Origin of the sequence: Vibrio sp. 10N.222.48.A3 (genome assembly GCF_041475345.1) — a bacterium.
GTDB lineage: Bacteria > Pseudomonadota > Gammaproteobacteria > Enterobacterales > Vibrionaceae > Vibrio > Vibrio tasmaniensis_A.
Map to the genome: position 1 here is coordinate 1 of NZ_JBFRVX010000935.1, position 2,919 is coordinate 2,919.

Consider the following 2,919-nt stretch of genomic DNA (forward strand, 5'->3'; position numbering starts at 1 on the left):
CCTTTACCTGAAAGTAAGCTTGATGGCGCGAATATTAAGAAGCGTTTAGCATTATGGATACACAAGGCTCTGCCTGATAATGATCCCCTGAAGTAATTCGCGATTAACTCAGTGATTCGAATTTGTTTCTTTTGATTGATTGCCAATTTATGTTTACTTGAAAAACCTAGCTATCTCACGCTAGGTTTTTTTGTTTTAGGTATCTGCGTTTCAATATTAGAGCCTAAGCCATCTCTTTTTAGAGCGTCACTGTTTACCTTATTCAGTATTGGAGTCGTCGATATTTTTGCTGATTCCTATCCTTCCTACTCAGGCACTTGAACGCTGTATTTTATGAATTGCACTAACGATTTCCTTTCGTCTATTCCCTTCAAGACTCTCAAATTTATACCGACCCAATAAATACATTAGAACTCAAAGTATTATTTAATACATATAATACTTGCGCAAGTGTGATCTTCGTCGCTAAAATTTGATTTTTAGCGCTAATGTGTTGATCTTTGTGTATGGGAAATGCTCATAATTAAAAGGAATTTAATTAGAGTTCAAAGGAAATGTCTCGGTATGATTACATCAGCGCCTTGGATATTGTATCCAGAGGTTGTAGAAAAGATGATTGAAAAATGGAATTTTCGTGAGCCAGAAGTTTCGGATGGCAACAACATTTATCAATTAATTTCAGAGTGCCCTCCATTAGATACTAACTCTTCATATTGCAATTTCTTGCAGTCTACTCACTTTAGTAAAACTTGTATTTTAGTGGAGCATGAAGGTGACCTTGCTGGCTTTATTTCTAGTTACCAAAAACCCAGTGAGCCCAATGTTCTCTTTATTTGGCAAGTGGCGGTGGCGCCTAAGTTTAGAGGCAATGCTTTAGCCTACAAGATGCTGAACACCTTACTTAAACGAGAGGGCCTAAAGAGCATTGAAGCGATAGAAACGACTATCACTGAATCAAACCAAGCGTCTTGGGCATTGTTCAAAAAGCTGGACGAAAAAAACGGTAACACCGGGAAAGTGACTACTTTCTTAGATGAAAATCTTCACTTTAACGGGCAGCACGATACCGAATACCTCTATCGAATCCTCCTTAAATAATCAAACACTTATAGGAATTAAATAACGGCATTATCATGGATATTTTTAAAAAGCAGGAATCTAACGTACGTTCATACTCGAATAGTTTTCCAGTTACTTTTAGTAAATCAAAAGGTTGCTGGCTTGAAACGAAACAAGGTGATCGTTACATCGATTTTCTTGCTGGAGCAGGATCTCTCAATTACGGTCACAACAATCCAATACTTAAGCAAGCCTTGCTTGATTACATTGAAATGGATGGGATTACGCACGGTTTAGATATGCATTCAGAAGCCAAAGCTGAATTTTTAGAAGCGCTTACTCGCTTAATTCTAGAACCAAGAGATCTCAATTATAAAGTTCAATTTACAGGCCCAACAGGAACTAATGCCGTTGAAGCCGCGATTAAATTGGCTAAAAAAGTGAAAGGCCGAAGTAGCATTGTAGCGTTTACCAATGGTTTTCATGGTTGTACTGCAGGTGCACTGGCTGCTACGGGTAACCAACATCATAGACAAGGCGCGGGCTCAAACCTTAACAACGTTACGCGTTTGCCATTTGAGGGTTACGCTGGCATTGATGGATTAAAATTGTTCGAAACGATGTTAGCTGATAATTCTGCCGGTATGGATAAGCCAGCAGCCGTCTTATTGGAAACGGTTCAAGGTGAAGGTGGATTGAATGTCGCTTCAAATGAGTGGCTACAGCGTTTGAGTAAAATTTGTAAAGCTCACGATATCTTAGTCATTGTCGATGATATCCAAGCGGGTTGTGGTCGAACGGGTACGTTCTTTAGCTTTGAACCATCAGGTATCAAGCCAGATATAGTCACGCTGTCTAAGTCGATAAGTGGTTATGGCTTACCGATGGCCGTCGTTTTATTAAAGCCTGAATTAGACAAATGGCAGCCGGGAGAACACAACGGCACCTTCCGTGGTAATAACCATGCGTTCGTTACCGCTACGAAAGCGTTAGAAATGTATTGGTCAAATGATGATTTTGAAAATCATATTCAACGTAGCTCAAGCATGGTCGATGATGTCATTCAACGCAATATCAAGCGTTTCCCAGAGCTATTCGTTCAACGCAAGGGACGTGGAATGATGATTGGCATTGAATGTAAAGATGGAAACACGGCTGACGAAATTGCCAAAACGTGTTTTGAAAACGGTATGGTCATTGAAACAGCTGGCCCTAACGATGAAATAGTTAAGTTCTTTTGCCCACTGACGATATCTGAATCGGAACTGATGCAAGGTTTAACCATCTTCGAAGATTCAGTAGAAATTGTAGCAACTAAGTATTTCAAAAAAGTATCGTAATAGGGACAGCAAAATGATTGTTAGAACACTTGATGAATGTCGCAATAGCGAAAGACGTATTGTTTCGGATAATTGGGAAAGTACTCGCATGTTGTTGAAAGATGACAACATGGGTTTTTCATTTCATATCACGACAATTTATGAAGCGACGGAAACACATATTCATTACCAAAACCATTTAGAATCAGTATATTGCATGAGTGGTGAAGGCGAAATTGAAGTGGTTGGTGGTGAGACTTATCCCATCAAACCTGGGACGCTTTATATCCTTGATAAGCACGATGAACACTATTTACGTGCGTATAAAAACAAAGAAATGGTTATGGCGTGTGTATTCAATCCGCCAATTACTGGCGCTGAAGTTCACGATGAAAACGGCGTTTATCCTCTGGTTGATTAACCGACTTTTTCTGGGGTGAAATCTCACCCCAATTTCCATTTATCTAGTCTTTATTGCTTCTCTATAACTAAGGTCTTTTATGACATTTACCGTAGAAAAAATCGGCGGTACATCCATGAC

The 2,919-nt window shown here is 39.4% G+C and carries 4 protein-coding genes; all 4 read left to right on the plus strand.

Features of this window, described 5'->3' with window-relative positions; translation table 11 throughout:
- On the plus strand, positions 1-96 hold a 96-nt coding region (locus AB4653_RS22060), incomplete at its 5' end, for a DUF5062 family protein (RefSeq protein ID WP_372105353.1).
- Between the two features lie 468 nt (positions 97-564).
- Positions 565-1,098: a diaminobutyrate acetyltransferase gene (gene ectA / locus AB4653_RS22065; protein WP_009845971.1), complete on the plus strand. Its 534-nt coding sequence runs from the start codon at positions 565-567 to the stop codon at positions 1,096-1,098.
- Between the two features lie 35 nt (positions 1,099-1,133).
- Positions 1,134-2,399 carry a diaminobutyrate--2-oxoglutarate transaminase gene (ectB, locus tag AB4653_RS22070; RefSeq protein ID WP_009845970.1) on the plus strand — a complete coding sequence of 422 codons (1,266 nt, stop codon included), beginning with the start codon at positions 1,134-1,136 and terminating at the stop codon, positions 2,397-2,399.
- A gap of 13 nt (positions 2,400-2,412) precedes the next feature.
- Positions 2,413-2,799, plus strand: a complete 387-nt coding sequence (locus tag AB4653_RS22075; protein WP_009845969.1) for an ectoine synthase — start codon at positions 2,413-2,415, stop codon at positions 2,797-2,799.
- Positions 2,800-2,919 lie beyond the last annotated feature (120 nt).

What these genes read in the sequence shown, in the direction of transcription:
- ectA (WP_009845971.1), top strand. Translation starts at nt 565, where the DNA reads ATGATTACATCAGCGCCTTGGATATTGTATCCAGAGGTTGTAGAAAAG.
- AB4653_RS22075 (WP_009845969.1), top strand. Translation starts at nt 2,413, where the DNA reads ATGATTGTTAGAACACTTGATGAATGTCGCAATAGCGAAAGACGTATT.
- ectB (WP_009845970.1), top strand. Translation starts at nt 1,134, where the DNA reads ATGGATATTTTTAAAAAGCAGGAATCTAACGTACGTTCATACTCGAAT.